General features: G+C 70.3%; 21 protein-coding genes. 6 read left to right on the top strand and 15 right to left on the bottom strand.

Features of this window, described 5'->3' with window-relative positions; genetic code table 11:
* Nucleotides 1-24: 24 nt before the first annotated feature.
* The 6 genes from VH914_14935 to VH914_14910 are packed head-to-tail and all read right to left on the bottom strand — an operon-like array spanning nucleotide 25 to nucleotide 8,076.
* Complete coding sequence (locus VH914_14935) at nucleotides 25-1,422, bottom strand: hypothetical protein (protein HEX4492500.1); 1,398 nt, start codon at nucleotides 1,420-1,422, stop codon at nucleotides 25-27.
* The gene (locus VH914_14930) at nucleotides 1,419-2,627 is read right to left on the bottom strand and encodes an acyltransferase (protein HEX4492499.1); all 1,209 of its coding nucleotides are present in this window, start codon (nucleotides 2,625-2,627) and stop codon (nucleotides 1,419-1,421) included. The genes VH914_14935 and VH914_14930 overlap by 4 nt, the downstream gene beginning before the upstream one ends.
* Before the next feature lie 11 nt (nucleotides 2,628-2,638).
* Complete coding sequence (locus tag VH914_14925) at nucleotides 2,639-3,856, bottom strand: acyltransferase (GenBank protein HEX4492498.1); 1,218 nt, start codon at nucleotides 3,854-3,856, stop codon at nucleotides 2,639-2,641.
* Nucleotides 3,853-5,139: an acyltransferase gene (locus VH914_14920; GenBank protein HEX4492497.1), complete on the bottom strand. Its 1,287-nt coding sequence runs from the start codon at nucleotides 5,137-5,139 to the stop codon at nucleotides 3,853-3,855. The genes VH914_14925 and VH914_14920 overlap by 4 nt, the downstream gene beginning before the upstream one ends.
* Nucleotides 5,136-6,437 (bottom strand): acyltransferase, encoded by a 1,302-nt coding sequence (locus VH914_14915; protein ID HEX4492496.1) that lies wholly within the window; start codon nucleotides 6,435-6,437, stop codon nucleotides 5,136-5,138. The genes VH914_14920 and VH914_14915 overlap by 4 nt, the downstream gene beginning before the upstream one ends.
* A 10-nt stretch (nucleotides 6,438-6,447) precedes the next feature.
* Entirely contained in the window at nucleotides 6,448-8,076 is a 1,629-nt protein-coding gene (locus tag VH914_14910; GenBank protein HEX4492495.1) for an NAD(P)/FAD-dependent oxidoreductase, read from the bottom strand.
* Between the two features lie 309 nt (nucleotides 8,077-8,385).
* Here VH914_14910 and VH914_14905 point away from each other — a divergent pair, with 309 nt between their 5' ends.
* Nucleotides 8,386-8,844, top strand: coding sequence for a hypothetical protein (locus tag VH914_14905; protein HEX4492494.1), 459 nt, complete (start codon nucleotides 8,386-8,388; stop codon nucleotides 8,842-8,844).
* Here the strand turns inward: VH914_14905 and VH914_14900 are convergent.
* From VH914_14900 to VH914_14870, 7 genes are all read right to left on the bottom strand, one after another.
* On the bottom strand, nucleotides 8,837-10,192 hold the full coding sequence (locus tag VH914_14900) for a glycosyltransferase family 39 protein (GenBank protein HEX4492493.1): 1,356 nt from the start codon (nucleotides 10,190-10,192) through the stop codon (nucleotides 8,837-8,839). The two genes, VH914_14905 and VH914_14900, sit on opposite strands and share 8 nt — an antisense overlap.
* A gap of 88 nt (nucleotides 10,193-10,280) precedes the next feature.
* On the bottom strand, nucleotides 10,281-11,423 hold the full coding sequence (locus VH914_14895; protein ID HEX4492492.1) for a glycosyltransferase 87 family protein: 1,143 nt from the start codon (nucleotides 11,421-11,423) through the stop codon (nucleotides 10,281-10,283).
* Between the two features lie 2 nt (nucleotides 11,424-11,425).
* Nucleotides 11,426-12,976, bottom strand: coding sequence for a glycosyltransferase family 39 protein (locus tag VH914_14890; protein HEX4492491.1), 1,551 nt, complete (start codon nucleotides 12,974-12,976; stop codon nucleotides 11,426-11,428).
* Nucleotides 12,973-13,980 carry a TIGR03560 family F420-dependent LLM class oxidoreductase gene (locus VH914_14885; protein HEX4492490.1) on the bottom strand — a complete coding sequence of 336 codons (1,008 nt, stop codon included), beginning with the start codon at nucleotides 13,978-13,980 and terminating at the stop codon, nucleotides 12,973-12,975. Before VH914_14885 ends, VH914_14890 begins: the two co-directional genes overlap by 4 nt.
* Nucleotides 13,953-14,441, bottom strand: a complete 489-nt coding sequence (locus VH914_14880; GenBank protein ID HEX4492489.1) for a hypothetical protein — start codon at nucleotides 14,439-14,441, stop codon at nucleotides 13,953-13,955. Before VH914_14880 ends, VH914_14885 begins: the two co-directional genes overlap by 28 nt.
* Nucleotides 14,438-15,529: an alcohol dehydrogenase catalytic domain-containing protein gene (locus VH914_14875; protein ID HEX4492488.1), complete on the bottom strand. Its 1,092-nt coding sequence runs from the start codon at nucleotides 15,527-15,529 to the stop codon at nucleotides 14,438-14,440. Before VH914_14875 ends, VH914_14880 begins: the two co-directional genes overlap by 4 nt.
* 240 nt (nucleotides 15,530-15,769) lie before the next feature.
* On the bottom strand, nucleotides 15,770-16,471 hold the full coding sequence (locus tag VH914_14870; protein ID HEX4492487.1) for a 5-deoxy-glucuronate isomerase: 702 nt from the start codon (nucleotides 16,469-16,471) through the stop codon (nucleotides 15,770-15,772).
* A 66-nt stretch (nucleotides 16,472-16,537) separates the two neighbouring features.
* Between VH914_14870 and VH914_14865 the strand changes: the two genes are divergently transcribed.
* From VH914_14865 to VH914_14855, 3 genes are read left to right on the top strand one after another with little or no spacing between them, the layout of a single operon-like run.
* Complete coding sequence (locus tag VH914_14865) at nucleotides 16,538-18,205, top strand: amidohydrolase family protein (GenBank protein HEX4492486.1); 1,668 nt, start codon at nucleotides 16,538-16,540, stop codon at nucleotides 18,203-18,205.
* Nucleotides 18,206-18,234: 29 nt separating this feature from the next.
* On the top strand, nucleotides 18,235-18,690 hold the full coding sequence (locus tag VH914_14860; GenBank protein HEX4492485.1) for a GNAT family N-acetyltransferase: 456 nt from the start codon (nucleotides 18,235-18,237) through the stop codon (nucleotides 18,688-18,690).
* Nucleotides 18,687-19,604, top strand: coding sequence for a TIGR03621 family F420-dependent LLM class oxidoreductase (locus VH914_14855; GenBank protein HEX4492484.1), 918 nt, complete (start codon nucleotides 18,687-18,689; stop codon nucleotides 19,602-19,604). Before VH914_14860 ends, VH914_14855 begins: the two co-directional genes overlap by 4 nt.
* A 6-nt stretch (nucleotides 19,605-19,610) precedes the next feature.
* On the opposite strand, the gene VH914_14850 is transcribed toward VH914_14855, so the two are convergent.
* Complete coding sequence (locus VH914_14850; protein HEX4492483.1) at nucleotides 19,611-20,297, bottom strand: Calx-beta domain-containing protein; 687 nt, start codon at nucleotides 20,295-20,297, stop codon at nucleotides 19,611-19,613.
* Between the two features lie 193 nt (nucleotides 20,298-20,490).
* On the opposite strand from VH914_14850, the gene VH914_14845 reads away from it, so the two are divergent.
* Nucleotides 20,491-20,757, top strand: coding sequence for a DUF2007 domain-containing protein (locus VH914_14845; protein ID HEX4492482.1), 267 nt, complete (start codon nucleotides 20,491-20,493; stop codon nucleotides 20,755-20,757).
* 18 nt (nucleotides 20,758-20,775) lie between these two features.
* Here the strand turns inward: VH914_14845 and VH914_14840 are convergent, their stop codons facing one another.
* On the bottom strand, nucleotides 20,776-21,519 hold the full coding sequence (locus VH914_14840) for a phosphotransferase (protein HEX4492481.1): 744 nt from the start codon (nucleotides 21,517-21,519) through the stop codon (nucleotides 20,776-20,778).
* A gap of 36 nt (nucleotides 21,520-21,555) precedes the next feature.
* On the opposite strand from VH914_14840, the gene VH914_14835 reads away from it, so the two are divergent.
* Nucleotides 21,556-21,885: GNAT family N-acetyltransferase (locus VH914_14835; GenBank protein HEX4492480.1), on the top strand; the 330-nt coding region annotated here is incomplete at its 3' end.

Raw genomic sequence — 21,885 nt, 5'->3', positions numbered from 1 at the left:
GACAGTGTACGAGTGACCCGCGGTTCAGCCGCCGCCGGCGCGGACACTGCGACGGGTCGCGATCTCGTCGACGACGAGCGCGGTGACGATCCACAGCACGACGCGCAGCTGGACTGCGGCGGCGATCGCGTGACGGTCGAGCTCGAGCGCGTCGCCGTGCCAATCGACGAGGTAGTGCACGACGAGGAGGAGCGTCGACAGCGCGACGGTGACGAGCAACACGCGGTTCCGACGACGGCGCGCGAGCGCGATCGCCGCGAGCAACGCGGCGACGATCCAGATCTCGACGAGGCCCTGCGACGACGGCATGCCGATCGACCCGATCACGCGGAAGACCGGTCCGCCGTCGACGTAGTACGTGTGCGCGTACCCACGGATCGCGGGGCGCAGGAGCCGCTGCCGATCGGCGAACGGGCCTGAGATGTCGGAGGCGGGGTGCGTCAAGAGGAACGACGCGTAGGTGCTCCGCCCCTTGGAGTTGAGCCACGCCCGGTACGCCGCGAACGCGGGGTCGAAGGTCACACGATCACCGGTCAACGCCTGCGCGTAGGGCTGGTGGAGCGCGCGTACCTGCGGCGACAGCGGCAGGCCGTGGTCGAGCAAGTAGCGCGTGGCCTCGTGCGAACCGAGCAGCCGGACCGTGACCGTCTCGTCGAGCGGCGAGAACCAACGGCCCGAGTGGTTCGATCCCGCGATGTTGAGCCCCGCGGCAACGATGCACACGCCCGCGAGCACCGCGGCCCGAGCGCGCACCGACCGCCGCACGATGCCGACGACGATCGCGACCACCGCCACGACGAGCACGACGGTCGAGTAGGAGTCGCGCGTGCACGCGAGCAGCGCGAGCACGACGACGAGGCCGACGTAGTCGCGGCGCGCGGAGCGGCCGCCCGTCATGCGGATGAAGAGTCCCGTCGCGAGCACGAGCAGCGAGAGCGACAACGACTCGGTCGCGACGAAGACGTTCCACATCGACACCGGCGGGCTCAACGCGACCAGCAGCAGCGCGACGAACGCGCCGGTGCGCACGGCGGGGTGGCGCAAGCGTTCTGCGACCGCGCGCGCGAGGAACAGCCAGCACCCCACCGCGATCGCGCTCTCGACGAGAACGATCGCGCGCAGGTTGCGCAGGCAGACCTTGGCGAGCAGGAGGAAGAGGAACGGGGCCGCGTCGGGCGCCGCGAGGAAGCGCAGGCTCCAGACCGGCGCGCTCGCGCCACGCATGTCGTACGCGGAGTCGACGCCGAAGCCGGCCCGAACCGCGCGGAAGCGGCCCGTCCCGGTGAACGCGGCCCAGATCGCGTAGAGCATCACGACCGCGGCGAACACGACCGCGATCGGGATCCGGCCCGGGATCACGGCACCGGCGGCCGGTTCGGCGTCGTCCTCCGTCGCGGTCGCGTCGGCCGTCGGCACGCTCACGGCCGCGCGCCTTCGGCGGCGGGGGCGCGCGCGGCGCGCCACGGGGGTCGCGACGCTCGGCGCAGGATCGGCTGCTCGACGAGGAACCAGCTCAACGACGAGACGACGAGCGTGAACGCGAGCGTCAGCGCGAACAGGATCGGGAACCGCAGCGCGTGGACGCCGCGGTCGAGCTTCCAATCGCTCAGCTGGTTCATCCAGTCGAAGTGCCACAGGAAGATGCCGTAGGAGACGACACCGATCGACGTCGCGACCCGGCTTCGGAGCACGCGCCGACCGACGCCGCGATCCTGCGGGCCGAAGACCGCCGGCAGCACGACGAACAGCGCGACGAGGCCATAGAGGATCTGGTGCGCCACCTCGACCTTGCGGTCGACCGTCTCCACGCCGAAGTTCGTCGACAGGCCGATGTTGCAGACGAGCACGAAGGCACCGACCGCGAGCAGCCAGCTCGCGTACGCGTTGTCGCCGAGCCAGCGGAGCGCGCGCGCGACACCGTTCGTGGCCGTCGCCGCGAGCCCGGCCGACGCCGCCGCGCTGAACACCGCGAGCCCGATGCCGAGCGCGAACAGGTCGCACTCGGCCGGCAGCCACTGTGCCGAGGGCGACCCCACACCGTCCTTGTAGAAGAGGAAGACGCGGACTCCCAGCCCGAACAGGTACAGGAATGCGGCGGCGCCCGCCTCGACGAGCAGCGCACGTGAGCGCCCGGCGCGCGCGACGAGCACACCGACGATCCCCGCGTAGATCGGGAGCGCGGCGTAGAAGCTCACCTCGACCGCGAGGCTCCACGTCGGCACGATGCCCGCGAGCCCGTAGGCAGGTACGTAGATCTGCACGAGTGCGTAGTGGCGCGTGTAGTCGCCGACGCCGTGCAGGTGCGCGCTGCGGAACAGGAAGATCGCCGCGGTCAGCACGATCCAGTACGCCGGGTAGATGCGCACCGCGCGCCGCCACCAGAAGTCGCGCCACCGCGAGGGCGCGGAGCCGCCGAAGTGCGCGGCGGCAAACGGCCGGTACAGCAAGAACCCCGAGATCACGAAGAAGATGGCAACGCCGACGTCGAGGCGCGTGAAATAGGGACCGATGTAGCGCGCCTGGTTCAGGTTGACCGTGAAGAGCGACGCGATGTGGAAGACGACGATCGTCATCGCGGCCACGGCGCGCAACCCGTCGAAGCACGGGAACCGCGGACGCGCGGCCACGCGAGCCTCGGTCACGTCCGAGCCCCCACCGGCCGCGTGATCCGGTCGCGCCGGCGCAGCAGCGGCCGCTCGACCGCGAACCAGCTCACCGACGCGGTGGCCAGCGCCAGCGCGAAGCCCGCGGTCACGATCGCGGGGAAGCTCGCCCGGAAGTCCGGCTGGTGGTTCCACTTCACCGCACGCTCGAGCCAGCTCTGGTGCCAGAGGTACACGCCGTACGACACGAGCCCCACGTACACGAGCGGCGGCCAGCGCAGGAGGCGCCGCACGAAGCCGCGGTCCTGCGGTCCGAACACCGCCGGGAACAGGAGGAAGAAGGCCGTCGCGCCGTACAGGAACTGGCGGGCGAACGCCCGCTTGCCGTCGACGCGTGCGAGCCCGACCGGCAGGTTCAGACCCTTCGCCATGAACACGAAGCAGGCGATCGCCAGCGCCCAGCACAGCGCGGGTTGCGCACCGAGGTACTCGACGATGCGCGGCACCGACCCTCGCTGCGCGAACCAGGCGCTGCCGAGCGCGAGGCCCATGCCGAGCGCGAAGTAGTCGAGGTTCGCGGGGAGCCAGTAGATGCCGAGGTCGTGGACCCGGCCGGTGTGGAGCGAGAACACGATCGCACGGAAACCCAGACTCGTCGCGTACAGCACTGCGAGGCCCGCGACCTCGACCCCGACGCGCGTCGTCGCGGCGCGGCCGCGCTGCACCCGGATCATGCACGCGGCGTAGAGCGGCACGAAGGCGTAGAAGCTCACCTCCAGCGCGAGCGTCCACGCCTGCGAGATGCCGCCCTGCGCGCGGCCGATCGTGTCGTAGATCTGCGTGAGCGTGAAGTACTCGACGTAGCTACGCGCGCCGCGCACCGGCACGTTGAGACCGAAGAAGATGATGATGCCGACGAGCGCGAGCCAGTACGCGGGATAGATGCGCAGCAGCCGGCGGACGTAGAAGCGGCGTACCGACGGGCCCGCGCGGCCGGCGAGCGCGGCCGCGACGAACGGCCGGTACAGCAGGAAGCCCGAGATCAGGAAGAAGATCGCGACGCCGACGTCGAGGTGCGTGAAGTAGCTCGGGAAATGCCCGTGGAACATCTGTCCGCTGTAGAACGACGCGTGGTGGAGCAGCACGACGATCGCCGCGATCGCGCGCAGGCCGTCGAAGCACGGGAAGGTCGTCGCGGGATCACGCACGCCGGACGCACCGACGACGAGCTCATTGTCGGCCGCGGCCGTCATGGCGCGCTCGTCGCGACGGTCCCGCTGCGGGGGCGGGGGCGCCGGCGGAAGAGCGGCTGGTCCTTGCGCCGCAGGATCGGCTGCTCGACGAAGAAGTAGCTGATCGACGCGACCGCGAGGCTCCACGCGAGCGTGACCACGAGCAGCATCGCGAAGTTGCCGGCGAACACCGGATAGTGCGACCAGATGCGCGCCTGCTCGAGGAAGTCGTTGTGCCAGAGGTACACGCCGTACGACACGATGCCGACGTACACCACCGGCTGCCACCGCAGGAAGCGGCGGAACAACGACTGATCCTGCGGCCCGAACACCGCAGGCAGCAGCACGAACAGCGCGACGAGACCGTTCAGGATGTTGCGCGCGTACGCGCGTCCACCGCTCACCTCGACGATCAACCGCGGGAGACGCAGCGTCAGCGCCACGACGAGGTAGCACCCGAGCGCGACGACGAAGCAGAAGTCGGCGTGGCGCCCGAGCCACTCACAGAGCGCGAGCGTGCGCCCGGTATGCATCGACCACGCGTGGATCGCGGCGAGCGCCATGCCGAAGCCGAACACGTCGAGGTAGCCGAACAACCAGTGCTGCGACACGAGCGGCATGACACCGGCGTAGAACACGAACGCGCGCCACGCCACGCTCACCAGGTACAGGCCCGCGACGCCCGCGAGCTCGATGCGCAGGCGCGCGTCCGGGTCACGTGCCGCGCCGAGCCGGCGCATGAGCAGGGCGTACGCGGGCAGCATCAGGTAGAAGGTGATCTCGACCGCGAGCGTCCAACTCTGCGACATGCCCGCGGGGAACCAGCTCGCGCGGTAGATCTGCGTCAACGAGTAGAGCGACACGAGCTGCGGGAAGGTGAACGCCGAGAAGCCGCCGCCGTTCGCGCTCACGGCGACCGTCGTCGCGTGCCCGAACAGGAGGGTCGCGGTGAGCGCGAGCCAGTAGGCCGGAAAGATGCGCAGGATCCGACGGCGGAAGAAGACCCGCGGCCCGGTCGGCTGCCGCCCCGCGAACGCGGCCGCGCAGAAGGCGCGGTAGAGCAGGAAGCCCGAGATCATGAAGAAGATCGCGGGTCCGATCTCGAGCCGCGCGATCAACGGCGCGAACCACTCGTGGTGCGAGAACTCGGCGCCGCTCACGAAGCCGATGTGCTCGAGCATCGCGCTCATCACCGCGATCGCGCGCAGACCGTCGAAGCACGGGAAGTCGAAGGCGCGCCCCGCCCGAGTCGTGTCGACACCGGCGACGGTCGCGGTCGTCGGCGCCGTGTCCGCTTGCTTCACGCGCGCGCCGGCCGGGGGCGACCGAGGCCGAGGCGCGGCATGCGGTCCTTCAGCGCGAGCACCGGCCGCTCGACGAAGTGGTAGCTCAGGCTCGCGACCGCGACGCTCGACAACACCGTCAGCCCGAGGATCAGCGGGTACGTGGTGCGGTCGAGGTGCACGGTGGCGCTGAACTGCAGCACGTTCGGCCGATGCGTCCACTGCATCCACTTGTCGAGCCAGCCCTCGTGCCAGAGGTAGACGCCGTACGACACGAGGCCCGTGTACGCGATCGGGCGCCACTGAAGGAAGCGGCGCACGAGTCCGCGGTCCTGCGCGCCGAACACGGCCGGCAACGTCACGAACAGCGCGAACAGCGACTGCAGGATCTGCTGCGCGTCGGCCTGCCAGCCGATCGGCGTGTTCCCTGGTTGCGGGCTGCGGGGCAGGTCGAGGTGCGCGACCACGAGCCAGTAGCAGACCGCGGCGAGGATCCACCACAGCCAGCTGACGCGCCCGATCCAGTCGACGATCGCGTTCGAGCCGTGCATCGCGATCCACACGCTCGCGACCGCGAGGGCCATGCCGAGACCGAACACGTCGAGGTAACCCGGCAGCCAGTGCACGGCGATGCGACCGACCGAGTGCCGGCCGTCGATCGCGAAGAGGATCGTCCGGTACCCGTAGCAGAGCGCGATCAGCGCGGCCGCGCCGAGCGCCTCGACGCGCAGTCGCGTGCGCCCCTCGCGGCCCCTCACCACGCGCCCGAGCACCCACGCGTACGCGGGAAGGAACGCGTAGAAGCTCACCTCGGTGCAGAGCGTCCACGCCTGCGGGATGCCACCGAGGAACCGGTGCGTGTCGTAGATCTGGACGAGGCCGTAGTACGTGACGACGTCGCGCGCCCCGTGCACCGGCAGCCCGAACGCGACGATCAGCGCGGTGAGCGCGAGCCAGTACGCGGGGAAGATACGGAGCGCGCGGCGCCACCAGAACGGGACCGCGCGCATCGGCGCGCGATCGCCGACGTGCGCGGTGATGTACGGGCGGTACAGCAGGAACCCCGAGATCAGGAAGAACAGCGCGGGGCCGATCTCGAGGTGCGCGAGGTACTCGCCGAGGTGGTGCGACTGCTCGGTCGCGCCGGTGACGAACCCGACGTGCGTCATGATCGCGCTGAGCACCGCGATCGTCCGCAGGCCGTCGAAGCACGGGTAATGCGGACGCGCGGGCGCCGCGACCTGCGCGTTCTCGCTCCCGCCTTCGGCCGCATGGGAGTGAGCGCCCGTCTTCACGCGGCCGTCGGCGCCGTCACTCACGGGCGCCAGCCTACGGGCGGGACGACGTCTCGGAGGGTCTGCTCGCGGCGTGCCGCTGGGCCCGCTGCGCGGCGGCGGCGTCGAGCGCGGCCCGCGGCAGGATCGGCGCGTCGCGACCCGTCGAGCCGTTCTTCGCCTCGTCGGCGTGCTCTTCGTGGTACTCCGCGTCGACGTTCACGGTCCACACGTCGTGCTCGGTGCCGGTGAGGATGTTCTCGACCGACAGCATCGCGGTGAGCATCGAGTGGTCCTGATTGTTGTAGCGGTGCATGCCGTTGCGACCGGTCGGGAAGACGTTCGGCGCGTGCGCCGCGATCCAGTGCCGCAGCACCTCGACGTTCTGCTGGTAGGTCTCGTCGTACACCGGATACGCCTTCGGCACGCGCACGACGTAGCCGGCCTCGACCTTCGACGCGTCGCAGAGTCCGAGGTGCTCGAGCTCGCGCTTGGCCTGCGCGATCAGCTCGTCGTCGGACTTCGACCACATCGCGTCGCCCTCCTGCACCCAGAACTCGAGCCCGAGGCAGGTCCGGCCTTCCTTCACCATGTACGGCGACCAGGAGCCGAAGTTCTGCACCCGCCCGACCTCGACCTCGGGATCGTGGATGTAGATCCACGTGTCGGGGAACGAGTACTCGAGCGGCACGACGAGCGCGACCGTCATGAAGTCGCGATAGCCGAGGCCGTCGGCCGCGGCGCGCACGACGTCGTCGACCGGCGGGTCCATCGCGCGCAGCAGCGCGCTCATCGGCATCGACGAGACCACGTGCGAGCACGGATACGTCGACTCGACGCCGGTGTCCTTGTTGCGCGCGACCACCGCGTAGGCGCGCCCGTCGCGGTGCAGGATGCGCACGACCTTCTGACGGAAGTGGAGCACCGCACCCGCCGCCGTGACCTTCTCCGCCGCGGTCTCCCACATCTGACCCGGCCCGTACTTCGGGTAGTTGAACTCCTCGATGAGGCTCGTGACCTGCTTGCTCTTGTCGCGCGAGCCCATCATCCGCGCGCGCAGCGGCTCCCACACCGCGGCGACGATCGACATGTTCTTGATGCGCTGCGCGCCGAAGTCGGCCGACAGCTCCGACGCGGGGATCCCCCACACCTTCTCGTTGTACGTCTTGAAGAAGTGTCGATAGAGGCGCCAGCCGTAGTGGCTCGCGATGTAGCCCTCGAGCTTGTCGCGGTTCTTCGGCGGCTTGATGCGCACCCACGCGTACGACGCCATGCAGCGCACGGCCTCGACGACACCGAGGTTGCGCAGCGCGTTGAGCGGCTTGATCGGGTAGTCGTAGAGCTTGCCCTGGTAGTAGATGTGGCTGAGCCGGGGCCGGCGCAGGAACTCGTCGGTGCCGAGGATCTCGAACCAGAGGTCGTCGACCGGCTTCACCTTCGTGAAGAAGCGGTGGCCGCCGATGTCGAAGCGCCAGCCGTCGCGCTCGACCGTACGGCTGATGCCGCCGACGACCGAGTCGCTCTCGAGGATCGTGCAGGTGTGGCCCGCCTTCATCAGCTCGAAGGCCGCGGTGAGGCCGGCGGGACCCGCGCCGATGACGACGACCTGGGGCGCCGGACGCGCGCCGGCGCGGCTGCGGTCCGCGGTCGCGGAGGCGTCGGGTGCGGCGTGATCGGCTGCCATCGTCTTCCTGATCGGTCGGCCGGCCACGGGGCGTAGAACGACCGGGGCCCCCACGCCCGGACCGGGTCCCCCGAATGCCCAGCGACCGGGCAGTCTAGCGGCGTCTGACCGGGTCCTTACCGAGCGTGGTCGGGGTGACCCGAAGCGTGCCGAAGCCGCAGCACCGGTTCACTCCCTCGAAGCCGCGAGCGGAGCGAGCGTCGAGGCCCGCCCGCGAGCGTGCGAGCCGGCGAGCGGAGCGAAGCTGGTGAAGGAGCGAGCGAGAAAGCGTGGTAGACGGGTGCGGTGTCCGGATCGAGGCGACGCGCCGTGCTCGTGGTGGTCGCGATCACGCTGGTCGCCGGGTGCTCGACGCCGGCCACGGGGTCGGGCACGCTCACCGAGGCGCGGCACCGGATCGTCGACCTCGTGAACGAGACCGCGCAGCAGATCGGCAGCCCGGTCGCCTTCAAGGCCCTCGCCGTGAGCAAGACCGACCCGGTCCCCTGCCGCAAGCACTTCCTCGGCTACACGATCAGCCGGCTGGCGACGCACCGCGCCGAGGTCACGGACCCGATGGCGTTCACCGGCGGCGACGACGGCGCCTCACTGTTGCCGCGCGTCGAGGCGTACTGGAGGTCACGCGGCTACACGGTCGACCGCAGCGGCCTCTCCGACCAGCACTACCCGAAGCTGCGCGCGCACGTCGGCGACGACCTGCTCGTCGCGACCGGCTACGTCGGCGTGCACCAGATCAACGTGTACGGCGTGACGCCGTGCGTCAGGTGAGCGCGGGCTCCGCGACCGCATCGTCGTCCTCGTCGTCGGCACGCGCCGGGTTCGGGCGGAAGTGCTGCCAGAACGTGACCCCTGCGACGGCCGCGAGGATCACGATGGAAGGTTCCGCGGCGGCACGGAAGCGCGTCTGCCCGTAGGTCACCGCGACACCGACCGTCGCCGCGATCGCGGGCACGACCAGCGGCCACAGCATCCCCTGCCGCCGGCGACGGAGGAACCACCCGCCCGCGAGCGCGAGCGCGGCGAGCGGGTAGAAGGCGACGATGCCCGCGAGGATCGCGAAGTGCTCGCGGCCCTCGGCGAGGTTGAAGTAGAGCATGTCGGCCGGCCGGTACACGCTCCACGTGCGGCCGATGCGCGCGAGCACGACGAGCGGCAGCTGCTGCTCGTGATTGCCCATGTAGGTGAACGCCCGCTTGCGGTACAGCGACGACACCTGCGATTGATCGAGGCCCTTGGGCTCCGGCACGTCGATGCACGGCGGTTCGAGGTACGTGAGCCCGATCGCGGTGCCGTAGTACACGTGGTCGCAGTTCGAACCCGCGAGCGCGAGGCCGTCGTTCGTCGATACGAACACCGGATCCTTGAAGCGCGACATGTTGTACGCGACCCACGGTGCGACCACGACGGTCGTCGCCACCAGCGCGAGCGCGGCGAGCCCCACACCCTGCCGGCGGGTGATCCCGCGCCCGCCGAGCGCCGCGGGCACGAGCAGCAGCGGGATGAACAGTCCGAGCTCCGCGCGCCCGAGGAGCACGAGCCCGCACATCGCGCCGCACGCGATCGCGGTGCGCGGGCGCGGTCGATCGCGCAGGTCGTATGCGAGCAATAACGCGAGGACGACGACGATGCCGGTGATCGTCTCCGACATGATCAGACCGTCGCTCATCCAGAGGTTCGGATAGAGCGCGGCGATCACCGCGGCGGCGATGCCGACGCGCGCACCACCGACCTTGCGTCCGAGCAGGCCGATCAGCAGCACGAGGAGCGTGCCGAGGAGGGCCATGTAGTACCGCTCCTCGGTGACGTTGCTCGGGTCGTGCACGAAGCCGAACGCGTGCATCGACAGCCAGGCCATCGGCGCGAGCACCACGACGGTGAGCGGCGGATGGTCGGCCGCGGGCGGTGCGTGCTGGCCCCGCGGGATGCCCCACACCACGAAGCCGTCGCCCTGCGCGAGCCGGTTCGCCTCGCCGTTGTAGAACTGCTGGTCGCCGACCGCGCACTCGGTCGGGATCCACTTCACGGGCTTCGTGGAGATCTCGCACGGGCCCTTCTTCGCGCCCGCCACGTACGACACGCGCACGACGAGCGCGAGGAGCACGGCGGCGAAGAGCAAGCGACGGAAGGTCCATCGGCCCCGCACCGGGCTCTGCCTCTCCGGCGCCGCCTCCATCAGCGGGCAGAGTAGGTCAGGCACTCCCCGATCACGGGACCAGCGCGCCGGTGAACGCGAGCATCGACGCCGCGACCAAGCCGCCCGCGATGAGCAGCAGCACGATGCGCTCGATGCTCGGGCGCTTCAACAGCATCGCCGCGGCGATCGCGAACGGGAACGTCGCGAGCGAGTACCGCTCGATCGAGTCGAGGTTGTGCGCGCAGAGGGCGACACCGGCCGACACCGCGGCGTACAGCGTGTACGAGGCGGGCAGGCGCCGCGCCATCACGATCACGAGCGCGACCATGACGACCGCCGTGATCGCGTGCAGGCCGTAGCCGACGCGCTGTCCCGACCCGAGCTCGTGGAAGGCGTGCCCGACGCTCGTGAGCGGCGACTCGTTGCCGCCCCGCAGGTTCTTCGAGTTCTGGAGCCGCAGCGCGAGGAACAGGTCGCCGGTGCGATGCCGCACCCAGAGGAGGTACGACCCGAGCCCCGCGACCGGTGCGACCACCGCGATCGCGGGCAGGACGCGATCGCGCCCGCGATCGTGGAGCCGCCACGCGCGCAGCGCCTCCACGAACGCGGGTACCGCGAGCAGCACCCCGACCGGTCGGCACAGTCCCGCGGCGAAGCCCGCGACCGCCGCGATCAGCCAGCGTTCCCGGCGCAGCCCGATGAACGCCGCGAGTGCGCACGCGCAGAGCAACGACTCGGCGTAGCCCATCACGAACACGAAGGCGTGCGGTGCGAGCAACAGCACGAACGCGGCGCGGCGCGCGAGCGCGTCGTCGCCCGTCTCCGCGCGCACGAGGCGCACGAGCAGCAGCGCGGCGACGAGCGCGGCCGCATTCGCGATCACCACCACACCGGTGCGCGCGCTCACGAACGGAACCAGCCCGACCACGCGTCCGAGCAGCGGGAGCAGTGGGAAGAACCGCAGCCCGTCGCGACTCACCGCGGTGTAGCCGCCCTTCGCGACGTCGCCGTAGAACGCGGCGTCCCAGCCGAGCAGCCCCTGCCGGAGCACGATCGGGCGCTTGACGGTGAGATGGTGCACGAGATGGCGCGCGGTCACGAGCGCCATCAGCACGATCACGCGCGAGAGCAACCACGGCACGACCGCGCTCATCAGGTCGCCGCGCCACCGCGCGGTGGTGGACTTCGAGTCGGCAGGCGCGCCCGGCGGCACGCTCAACTGCCCGGGAACTCTTGCAATCCCTGCTTCTCGAACGCGTTCGGATCCGATTGCACCCGCAGGACCTTCTTGCGCGACTGCGCGAGCGTGGTCGAGACCTCGTCGCACGAGTGCTTGTGGGTCATGTAGCCGGGCGCCGACACGTACCAGATGGTGTGATCGCCGGCGAGGTCGAGCACCTGCTGCGCCACGTCGGCGGGCTTGTGCCGCCGCAGCACCGCCTTGTAATCGACCCAGTCGACGAGCGCGGGCTTGAGCAGCCGCGGGTACGTCATCTCGTCGAAGCCCTTGCGCAGCAGCCGGTGAACCGCGGGCCCGACCTGGTCGGGGCAGTAGAGCACGACGTCGCCGGGCTGGCCCTCGCGGTTGATGATCGGCGCGACCTTCGTGGCCGAGGTGCGCTCGACGCGGAAGTTGCGGGCGTCGCCGACCCAACCGAGCACGACGATCGCGACGATGAACAGCGCGCGGACGCGCGCGTCGCGGAAGCACAGGATTCCGCGCGCGATCACGAGCACGAAGAACGGCACGACCACCGACGCGTAGCGCGACTGGAAGGCGTTGTGGCTGAGATACGTGAGGGTCGTCCCGATCACGAGCGTCGCGGCGCCGATCGCGGCCTCCCAGCGGATGGTGGGCTGCCCTTTCAGGTCGACGTCGATGTGTCCCGCGCGTGACGCGATCCCGAACGCGCCGAGGAACAGCAGCACGATGAACCCGATGAGCAGGATCCAGCCTTCTTGCTGCTGACCGCCGGCGAAGTCCTGGAACGTCATGCCGATCGGCGCGGCGGGGAGGATCGACTTCCCCCACGGCGTGCCCGTGTGCTTCGCCTGGTAGAGGAACGTCGGGAGCCACGGGATGAACGTGAGCAACCCGACGAACACCGAGACGAGCAAACGCTTCGCCGCGTCGGCGTGCTCGGGCGCGTATCGGAACGTGCCCAGCAGGAGCAGCACCAACGCGGCCGTGATGTAGAAGCCCCAGTACTGCGTGTAGATGAGCACCGCGACGAGAAAGCCGACGAGCGCGACACGCCCGACCGTGGGCTTCTCGAACGCGCGGCGCACCGCGAGGATGCCCGCGAAGACGAGGAACTGCTCGAGCGCGTACATGCGCGCGGTCGTCGCGTAGATGACCACGTACGCGTTGACGCTGAGGACGACGACCGCGATCCAGCCCATCGCACGGCCCGCGATCCGCTTGCCGCAGAAGTACGCGAGCGGGAACGACGCGACCGTTGCCACCCCCGAGAGCGAGCGCGCGCCGAGATTGGACGAGCCGAAGACCTTCATCCAGTAGTGCAGGACGACGTAGTAGAGCGGCGGCGCGCCGTCGTGCTTGAGCCACGTGAAGATGTGGCGCGTCGACAAGTGCGCGATGTTGACGCTGAGCGCCTCGTCGAGCCACATGTGCGACCGCGTCGCGAAGCGGAACCCGACCCCGGCGACCACCACGATCGCGATGCCGATCACCACGGCCCAGTGCGCGCGCGACGGCGCCGGCTCCTCGATCGGCGGCTCGGTTCTGACGTCGGTCGTCGTCACCCGCTCACCTTCGGAGCGACCTCGGACATGAAGCGCTCGAGGCTCTCGGACGACGGGTAATCGCGGAACCAGAGCACGAACTCCGCGCAGCCCGCGTCGACGTAACCCTGCACCTTCTCCGCGACCATGTCGGGCGTGCCGACGAGATTGTCGCGGACGTACTCGTCGGGGTCGCCGCGACCCCAGAGCGATCCGCCGCCCGGCGAGTCGACCCACGCGCGCAGGTCGGCCTCGGTGTCGAACAGCCGGCAGTCGGGACCGTGCGTGCGGACGACGGTGTCGAAGTCGCGGCCGACCGCATCACAGTGCTCGCGCAGCACCTGCGACTTGTGCACGAAGTTGTCGAGACCCGTCTGCCAGTTCGTCGCGTCCGCATGCTTGGCCGCGATGCGCAGCGTCTTCTTCTCGCCGCCACCACCGACCCAGATCGGCGGGAGCTGCTGGATCGGCTTGGGGTCGCAGTACGCGCCGTCGAACTGGAGGTACTTGCCCGCGTAGGTGACGGTCTCGTCGGTCCAGAGCGCCTTCACGACGTCGAGCGTCTCGTCGAGCACCGCGAGGCGCTCCCCCGCGCGCAGGAACGGATAGCCGTACGCCTGGTACTCGCGCTCGTACCAACCCGCCCCGATTCCGAGGATCAGCCGGCCACCCGAGTACACGTCGACGCACGCGGCTTCCTTCGCGAGGAGACCGGCGTTGCGGTACGACGCGCACGTGACCATCTGCCCGAGCCGGATCGTGCGCGTGTGCTGCGCGATCGCGGCGAGCATCGTGAACGCCTCGAACATGTGAGTGGGCTCGCGCCGCGGCACCGTCTCGACGTGGTCGTAGACCCACAGGTGGTCGTAGCCGACGCGCTCGGCGAGGACGGCGATCTCCTTCGACCGCTCCCAAGCCGAGGCCGCGTCGAACCCCGTGTACTCCAGCTTCCATCCCTGCGGCACGAACGCGCCGTACCGCAGTCTCGATCCGTCGGTCACGAGGTGGTGGCCTCCCGCTCCCACTTGTGGTCCCACCACTGCACCTCGACCATCATCGGCAGCAGATAGCGCACGTAGATGCTGGTGATCGCGATCATCCCGTGGTCGTCGACCTTCTTGTCGATGATGTCGACGCGGTCGTCGTGCTCCTTGAAGGCGCGGGCGCGGGCGAGGACGTCGTCGAGCTCCGACTCGGCGCCGACGGAGATGCCGAAGTGGTCGAGCCGCGGGCACGACATCGGCGGCTCGTCGGCGATGAGGAACACGAACTGCTCGACCGTATGCACCTGGAACACGAGCCGGCGGCGCTCCTCCGTGAGCATGGGCAGCTCGTGCCAGCCGAACACCTGCGCGTAGAACTTCGTGAGCAGCTCGCGGCCGTCGGCACCGAGCAGATCCGGCGCCAGGCTCATCGCCACGTGATTGAAGCGCGGATGGCGCGACTTGAACGCCGGCTCGTCGACGGCGGCTTCCACCTTGGTCATGACTTCCCCTCCCCGCGCACCCCGACGCGGGGCACGACCATCACCTTCGCTGCGAGCCGCCCCTCGTGGAGGTCGACCGCGGCGTCGAGCAATCCGTCGAGCGGCACGTCGTCCTGCTCCACGAGCAGGTCGAGCGGCACCTTCCCCGACGCGAGCAGGTCGAGCGCGCGCGGGAAGCCGTCGGCGTCGTACACGAACGAGCCCGTGATCGTCAGCTCGTTCAACAGGATGCGGTTGGGATCGACCCGCGGCCGGCGCATGCCCGCGCCGACGAACACGATCGTGCCCGCGCGCTTGAGCTGCGCGAGCCCCGCTTCCATCGCCTCGCGGTGGCCCGAGCACTCGAGCACGACGTCGAAGGGCTCGGCGACGAGGTCGTGCGGCATCATCGGCGTCTCGAGCTCCATCGGGTCGACCGTGCGTGCGCCGAGGCGCGCGCAGAGGTCGCGGCGACCCTGGTGCGGTTCGCTCACGACGATGTCGTCGACCCCGTTCGCCTTCAACGCGGCGACCGACAAGAAGCCGATCGGTCCGCCGCCGGTGACGAGGTACCGCTTGTTCGGGTCGGCGCCGCCCGCGCGCGTGATGCCGTGGAGCGCGACGGCCATCGGCTCGACGAGCGCGGCGTGGCGCATCGAGAGGCCGTCGGGCACGCGCAGCATCTCCGCGGCGCGCACGGTCTTGTAGCCCGCGAACGCGCCCTGCCACGGCTTCTCGCCCGCGCCGACCTTGCCGCGATCGAGGCACAGCGACGGGCGGCCGTCGAGGCAGTACTCGCAGGTGCCGCAGCGCGGCGCGGGGCCACCGACGACTTCTTCGCCGAGTGACCAGCCGCTCACCTCGGACCCGAGGGCGACGATCGTGCCGCTGAACTCGTGGCCCTCGATCGCGCCGGGGCGGGCCGCGCCCTCCCACTCGACCATGAAGTGCAGGTCGGAGCCGCAGATGCCGCAGTGGCTGACCTCGAGCAGCACCTCGTCGGGCCCGGGCTCGGGCACGGGCCGGTCCTCGACCTCGACGTGACGCAGACCCTTCAAGACCGCGGCCGGCATCGTCGCCGGCAGCGCCGGCAGATCAGTGGTGGTCATCGGTCCCCCCGCGTCGCACCGTGAGCCCGCGACTTTCGCAACAACCTGACACGGGCGTCAACCTGTGCCTTCTGGTCGGGCTCGCAAGCTTCGCCCTCCTCGACGCCTCAGGCCCCACGTCGGCCGGGCCGCAGAGCGACCCGCCCGTTCCCGCGGGCGGCCGCCCACTTTGCGACATCGGGTATCCCGTATGGGCATTCACGGTCGCAAAGTGCGTCGGCGCGGCACCTGGCGACCGCATCAGGAGTACGCCGGGTCGATGCGGGTGTCGACGGTGTCGGCATCACCAGCGAGGGCCCAGAGGTAGTACATGGCCGCGGCGGGCGCGGCGACGACCGGGTGGTAGCCCTCGGTGATGCGCTCGATGGAGCCGTCGCGCACGATGCGGGCCTCGTCGTGCTCCTCGTCGTAGGAGACGTGCACACCGAATCCCTTCGGCGGATCGAAGCGGTAGAGGTAGAGCTCCTCGTGCTCGTGCCGGTGCGGCGGGTACGACGACCAGCCGCCGGGCGGGTTCAGCGTCTCCCCCACGATCAGCTCGCCCTCGGAAACGTAGGTGCGCACGCGCCGCGCGGTGGTGCCCTCGCCGCGATCCTCCTCCGCGACCGTCACGGGATCGATGAGACGGGTCGCGGTCTCACGGTCGGAGGCGCGCCACACGATGGTGGCGCGCACGTCGCCGTCGAGTGCGAACGTCGTCGCGGGCCCGACGACCGCCGACCAGCCCGCACGCGCGAACACGTCGGAGCGCCCGTCGACGTCGACACCGGCGTCGGCCGCGCGCAGGCGGCCGCGCCCGTCCTCCACGAGCACCCATGCGAGCGCGCCCGCCGTCGTGCCGGTGATCGGGCCGTCGGTGCGGACGGCGCCCAACCGGCCCGCCGATCCGGGCTCCAGCAACGCGTCCACCCGACCGTCGCCCGAGAGATCCAGCAGGTTCATGGAGGTGCCAGGATACTGAGGCGGTCGTGACCTTTCGGCCCGGCCGTGCCGAGAACGGGGGACCTGATGAGTGACGTGGTGATCCGCGGAGGCACCGTCGTCGACGGGACCGGCACGCCGGGAGTCGCGGCCGACGTTCTCGTACGCGACGGCACGATCGCCGAGATCGGCGCGCAGGTCTCACGCCCCGCGGGCGCCCGCGAGCTCGACGCGTCGGGTCAGGCCGTGACACCCGGTTTCGTCGACATCCACACGCACTACGACGCACAGGTGTTCTGGGACCCGTCCCTGACGCCGTCGTCGTACCACGGCGTCACGTCCGTGATCGCGGGCAACTGCGGCTTCTCGATCGCGCCCTGCCACCCCGAGCACCGCGCGCTGCTGTCCCGCACGCTGCAACACGTCGAGGACATGAGCCTCGAGACGCTCGACGCGGGCGTGCCCTGGGACTTCGAGACCTTCCCCGAGTACCTCGACTCGGTCGAGCGCAAGGGCACCGCGCTCAACTACGGCTGCTACGTCGGCCACACCGCGGTGCGGCTCTGGGTCATGGGCGAGGACGGCTACGAGCGCGCCGCGACCGACGACGAGCTCGCGAAGATGCAGGCCGTCGTGGCCGAGGCGATCGACGCGGGCGCGGCCGGGTTCGCGACCAGCTCGTCGACGACGCACAGCGGCGATCGCGGTCGACCGGTTCCGTCGCGCCTCGCCGACCTGCGCGAGCTCAACGCGCTGCTCGAGCCGCTCGGAACCGCGGGTCGCGGTGTCGCCGCGCTGCTGCCGGGCGAGACGATCAAGCACGACGACGTGTTCGACATCCAGCGCGCGATCAACCGTCCGCTCACGTGGACCGCGCTGCTCACGATCAAGAACTACCCGTGGCACGAGCGGATCATGGAGAAGAACGTCGCCGCGCGCGCCGAGGGCGTCGAGGTGTGGCCGCAGGTGTCGTGCCGGCCGCTGACGTTCCAGATGAACCTGCGCGAGCCGTTCACGTTCAACATGCGGCCGATCTTCGCGGCGCTGATGGACGCCAGCTTCGAGGAGCGCTGCGCCGCGTACCGCGACCCCGCGTGGCGCGAGCGCGCGTGGGAAGAGCTCAACGGGCGCGGCACGCTGCCGACGAACTGGACGTCGCTCTTCGTCGCAGAATCGAAGACGCATCCCGAGCTCGTCGGTCGGGCATTGCCGGACCTCGCGGCCGAGCGCGGCGGTACCGCGCTCGACGTGATGCTCGACGTCTCGCTGTCGGAAGACCTCGAGACGCGCTTCACGAGCGTCCTCGCGAACAACGACCCCGACGCGATCGCGTGGCTGCTGCCGCAGGAAACCGTCCTGCTCGGCCTCGCCGACTCCGGCGCGCACGTCAGCCAGCTCTGCGACGCGTGCTTCTCCACCGATTTCCTCGGCAACTGGGTGCGCGAGCGCGAGGTGATGCCGCTCGAGCGCGCGATCCACAAGCTCACCGGCGAGCCCGCGCGCGTCTACGGGCTCGACGACCGCGGCACGATCGAAGTCGGCAAGGCCGCCGACATCACCGTGTTCGATCCCGACACGGTCGCGCCGGGGCCGCTGCGACGGGTGCGCGACTTCCCCGCGAACGGAGAGCGGCTCACGGCCGACGCGCCGGTCGGCATGAATCACACGCTCGTGAACGGTGTCGTCATCCGCGCCGACGGCGTCACCGACGACGAAGGGCTCGCGGCGCGTCCGGGCCGCATCCTGCGGGGCTGACACTGACCGCGACCCCTACGCCCCGCGTCGTGTGCCGGCCCGCGCTCGCGAGCGACGTTCCCGCGATCGTCGCGTTGCTCGCCGACGACGAGCTCGGCGCGCAACGGGAGTACGCGCACACGCCGCTCGACCCCGCGTACCTGCACGCATTCGATGCCGTCGACGCCAACCCGAACGAGCTGCTCGCCGTCGCGTGCATCGACGACCGGGTCATCGGCACCCTCCAGATGACCTTCCTGCACCACCTCAGCCACCGCGGCGCGATCCGCGCGCACATCGAGAGCGTGCGGGTCGCGAGCTCGCTTCGCGGCCGCGGCATCGGGCACGAGCTGATGGAATGGGCGTTGGACCGCGCGCGTGGGCAGGGCGCACGAATCGCGCAGCTCAGCACCGACAAGACGCGCACCGACGCGCACCGCTTCTACGAGTCGCTCGGATTCCACGCGACGCACGAGGGAATGAAGTTCGACTTCGGAGAGCGATGAGCGCGCCGCGACCGTTCCGGTTCGGCTTGCAGGTCGGGCGCGCGGCATCGCGCTCCGAGTGGGTCGACATCGGCCGCCGCGCCGAAGCTGTCGGCTTCGCGAGCGTGCTCGTCGCCGACCACGTCGCCGACGACCTGCTCTCGCCGATGGCCGCGCTGGCCGTGCTGGCCGGCGCGACCGCATCGGTGCAGCTCGGGACGTTCGTCCTCAACAACGACTTCCGCCATCCCACGCTGCTCGCGCGCGAGGCCGCGACGATCGACCTGCTCTCCGACGGGCGCTTCGAGCTCGGCATCGGCGCGGGCCATTCGGCACCCGAGTACGTGGAGATCGGGCTGCCGTTCGATCGCGCCGCGGTGCGGGTGACGCGGCTGGAAGAGTCGGCCCGGCTGCTGCGTCGGTTGTTCGACGGCGAGACCGTGACGGCGGCGGGGACGCACTACTCGGTCACGGAGCATCGGTTGTCGCCGGCGCGCCGGCCCGCGCTGCTCGTCGGCGGGAACGGCGACCGCGTGCTGCGGCTCGGCGCCGAGGTCGCCGACATCGTCGGCTTCACCGGGCTCGGGCGAACCCTGCCCGACGGGCAACAGCACGAGATCGCGTGGTCGGGCGCGGAGATCGACGCCAAGGTCGCGCTCGTGCGCGCCGCGGCCGGTGCGCGGCTCGCCGAGCTCGAGCTCAACGCGCTCGTGCAGCACATCGAGATCACCGACGACCGGCGGGCGGCGGCCGAGACCGTCGGCGCGCGCATCGACGCCGATCCCGACGTGCTCCTCGCCGCGCCGTACATGCTGATCGGAACCGTCGCCGAGATCGTCGCCCAGCTCCACGCGACACGCGAACGTTGGGGCTTCACCTACTTCGTGACGCGCGACGCCGAGCAGACCGCGCCCATCATCGCCGCCCTGGGCTGAACCGCGCTACGAACCCGCAGGCGGCAGGAGGCCGATCGTGGCGTTGACTTCCGCGTTGCTGTCGAAGAGGCCCGCGATCGGGAACGCACGGACGTAGAACCCGCGCCCGCTGACCGCCGGTCGCTTGATGAGCTTCACGGTCACGCTCGCCGAGAGCTTGCCCGCCGGGATGGTGAACGTGCCCCGTTTGAAGACGTAGTCGACATCGGCCGTCGCGCTGTTGGGCGTCGTGATGTACTCCGCGTTGACGTCATGGTCGAACCGATCGATCAACGTGAACGTCACCTTGGCGATGTACGTCTTGCCGCGACCCATGCTCTCCGAGTCGTACACCGTCGTGGAACCGAGCATGCCGGCCGTCGTATAGGTGTCGTCGATCTCGACCTTGGCGACGCTGCCCAGGAGGACCGCTCCGACCACATCGCTGATGACGACGTGGAACGTCTCTTGCGGATCCTGCATGTGGTCGGGCAGCACCGGCACGTGCACCGCGGACTGCACCGTCCCGGGCGGGATCGTGATCGTGCCGGACACGGGCTTGTAGTCGACCTTCGGAGTCGCGGTGTCGCCGTCGAGGTTCTCGGTCGCATAGTGCAGCGTCACCGGCGCGGCCGCCGGCCCGCTCAGCGTGATCGGAACCAAAGCGGGCACCCGTCCGCCGTGCGATTCGATGCCGAACGCGAATTCGCTCACCCGTACGTACGGTGTCGTCGGCGCCGGCTTGGCGCCCGCGGCAGTGCCGGATATCACGATCGCCACGACCGTCGCGGCCGCCAGCCCCACTCGTCTCCCCACGACGCCCTCCCTCGCCCCGCGCCGAGACTACCGCGCACTGCAGTCATTTCGCCACTCTCTGCGCATCTTGCACCGGTTCTACGCTGCGCCCGTGCGGGACGACGGCGTCAACCACCACGACCACGACAAGATCGTCGAGCTGTGCCGGGTTCCGGGACGGTTCGAGGCCGACGTGATCGTCGCGAAGCTGCGCGCCAACGGCATCACGGCGTCGACGAGCTACGCCGACGCCGGTGGCTACCTCCCACGCGGCGGTCTCCTCGGCGGCGACCAGATTCTCGTGTTCGACAGCGACCTCGAGCGTGCGCAGACGATCCTCGACGAGGAGATCGACCTGTACGCGGACCCCGAGGCCTAGCCGCGGCGCTCAGTCCAGTCAGACGAGCCGGCGCGTGCCGGCGGCGAGGCCCGTGAGGAAGCTCGCGTACTCGCCGGTGAAGCCTTCGGAGAGGCGCGCGGCCGCGAGCACGCGCACCCAGTCGTCGACGGCGGCGAGATCGGCCCCGCGCGCTTCGAGACCATCGCGTCGGACCGCGGTCCTGAAGCGAACGTTCGCGTCGTCGTCGCGGCCGCTCAGGAGTAGCAACGTCCGCGCGAAGTCGGCGAGCGGCGGGCCACTCGACGCGCTGAGCCAATCGATGACGACCCATCCCCGTTCCGAGACGATCACGTTCTGGGGATGCAGGTCGAAGTGGCAGAGCTGCCGGCGACCGTCGTCGAGGTCGGCGGTGAGGGAGATCAACTCGCGCCCGAGTGCGGCGTCGAGACCGCTCGCCTCGATACCACCGAGGAGACTCGTCAGCAGGTCGGGCAGGCCGTCGACCTCGCGCGCGTTCAGCGCGACGTGCAGATCGCTGAACGTGCGCGCCGGCGCGTCGACATCGTCGCTGTGCGCGAGCACTTCCGACAGGAGCGGGCCGTCGACCCGTTCCATCACGACGCCGAGGCGGCCGGCGACGGTCGTGGCCTCGAAGGCGCGCGGCGCGTCGATCCCGGCCTCGGTCACGCGTCGGAGCACCTCCGACTCGAGCGCGGCGCAGCCGTTCCACTCGGCGCGGTCGAGCTTCAGCACCCGCCCCTCGCCCCAGGCGAAGACCTCGGCCATGCGGCCCGTCGCCACCAGCTCCAAGGCGCCCGATCGTAGATCGGAGGCAGGATGACGGCGATGGTGCGGCTCGAGGGTGAGCAGGTCGTCGTGCGCAGCCTCACCGACGCCGACCATGGCGCGCTCGAGACGGCGATGGCGAGCCCGGGTGTGCGGGCGTGGTGGTGGGACTTCGACATCGGCGACTTCGCGCGCCACACCACCGAGCCCGACGTCGAGCCGTTCGTGATCGAGCACGCCGACGACGTCGTCGGCTACCTCCAGGTCTCCGAAGAAGACAGCGCGCAGTACCGCTTCGCGGGCATCGACCTCGCGCTGCGCGACGACGCGCAAGGGCGCGGCCTCGGCTCCGACGCGGTGCGCACGATCGCGCGTTTCTTG

Source organism: Acidimicrobiia bacterium (assembly GCA_036271555.1).
Lineage (GTDB): Bacteria > Actinomycetota > Acidimicrobiia > IMCC26256 > PALSA-610 > DATBAK01.
This window is presented reverse-complemented; position numbering and strand designations above follow the sequence as displayed.

Coding starts and splice junctions, on each gene's coding strand:
- VH914_14925 (HEX4492498.1), bottom strand. CDS start 3,856: ATGACGGCCGCGGCCGACAATGAGCTCGTCGTCGGTGCGTCCGGCGTG.
- VH914_14910 (HEX4492495.1), bottom strand. CDS start 8,076: ATGGCAGCCGATCACGCCGCACCCGACGCCTCCGCGACCGCGGACCGC.
- VH914_14880 (HEX4492489.1), bottom strand. CDS start 14,441: ATGACCAAGGTGGAAGCCGCCGTCGACGAGCCGGCGTTCAAGTCGCGC.
- VH914_14875 (HEX4492488.1), bottom strand. CDS start 15,529: ATGACCACCACTGATCTGCCGGCGCTGCCGGCGACGATGCCGGCCGCG.
- VH914_14870 (HEX4492487.1), bottom strand. CDS start 16,471: ATGAACCTGCTGGATCTCTCGGGCGACGGTCGGGTGGACGCGTTGCTG.
- VH914_14865 (HEX4492486.1), top strand. CDS start 16,538: ATGAGTGACGTGGTGATCCGCGGAGGCACCGTCGTCGACGGGACCGGC.
- VH914_14855 (HEX4492484.1), top strand. CDS start 18,687: ATGAGCGCGCCGCGACCGTTCCGGTTCGGCTTGCAGGTCGGGCGCGCG.